The sequence below is a fragment of the Spiroplasma endosymbiont of Megaselia nigra genome, assembly GCF_003987485.1.
Classification (GTDB): Bacteria; Bacillota_I; Bacilli_A; order Mycoplasmatales; family Mycoplasmataceae; genus Spiroplasma.
This window is the reverse complement of the sequence record NZ_RCOO01000243.1, coordinates 1-1432: the sequence shown is the minus strand read 5'-3', so window position 1 is coordinate 1432 and position 1432 is coordinate 1. Positions and strand designations below refer to the sequence as shown.

Below are 1432 nucleotides of genomic sequence, written 5' to 3'. Positions count from 1 at the left end.
AATTTTTTATAAATTTTGTTATCATTTAGTCATAAGCGAAACTTAATTTGTTTCTAATTACTTAATTTTATTAAAAACCTAAGAATAATGAATACTACCCAAAATGCCGCTTATCAAATGCAAAAAGGAGGAAAAAAATAATGGAAGCAGTTTCACAATTATTTGCTAATGGTTCAATTTTTTTTGCAGTATTGTTAATTGCGGCAATGGCTGGTTTGTATTCAGAACGCGCAGGAGTTGTTAATATTGCTATTGATGGAATGATGATCATTGGTGCGTTAGTTTATGCGTTACTTGGTAAAGTATTATCACAATATGGTAATGGAATGCAAATTATTGCTTTATTAATTGCCACAATTTGTGGTGGGACTTTTGCCTTATTACATGGTTTTGCTTCAATTACTTTAAAAGCACAACAAGTAATTTCTGGAACAGCGTTAAATTTATTAGCAACTGGAATCGGATTATTTTTTGTAAGCATTCCATCCTTAGCGGCTGGAAATATGATTCAAACAGGTTTTAGTACAATTGGGGTTGATTCATATCAAATTATTAATATTTTCTTAATTATTGCAATTGTTTTAGCAGGTTTTACCTTTATTTTCTTTAGATTTACAAAAACAGGACTACGCTATGTTGGATGCGGTGAGAATCCTAATGCAGTTGATGCAGCTGGAATTAATGTAATTAAAACAAGATATAAGGCAGTTATTATTTCTGGATGCTTAGCAGGCCTAGCAGGGGCAATGTTCACTCATTATGTTTCTGGACAATTTCGTGGTGACGTCCAAGGACAAGGATATATTGCCTTGGCAATTATGATTTTTGGGCAATGACGAATTCAATATATTACATTGGGAGCAGTCTTATTCAGCTTTTTAATTGCTTTAGCAGGAACATTATGACGTTTTGCGGGTTGAAATATTGCTGATCCATCAAATCAGTTATTAAAAATTTTACCATTTGTCTTTGCATTAATAACAATGGTTATTTTCTCAAAATATTCAAAAGTACCAAAAGCATCAGGAATTACATTTGATAAGTCATTACGATAAAAACAACCGATATCGGTTGTTTTTATTTACATTTTCTTATTTTTTTCTATAATTAATGTATTCTGAGGATATATTCTTTAAAAAATAAAGGGAAAAAACTATTTATGAAAAAACTATTCATTATTTTTAGTGTTGTCGGATTACTTACCACTGGGATAAAAGACTGCACCCCAAAAAGTAAGTAAAATTAAAAAAGAACTTTACTAAACTTTTAGAGGAGGTGCATTTTTTAATGGCAGGAAAAGAACAAAAATTTAAAACATATACTGCAGAATTTTGAAAAAATACAGTAAAAGAAATTGAACAAACATCGCTTACTTATATTGCACAAAAATATAAAGTAAATATAAAAACACTTGATTCATGACAAAGAAATT

The 1432-nt window shown here is 29.7% G+C and carries 1 protein-coding gene; it reads left to right on the top strand.

Annotation, left to right across the window (positions count from 1 at the left end; translation table 4 throughout):
- Positions 1-140: 140 nt before the first annotated feature.
- Positions 141-1055, top strand: a complete 915-nt coding sequence (locus tag D9R21_RS06440; RefSeq protein WP_126821539.1) for an ABC transporter permease — start codon at positions 141-143, stop codon at positions 1053-1055.
- The last annotated feature ends 377 nt before the right edge of the window (positions 1056-1432 follow it).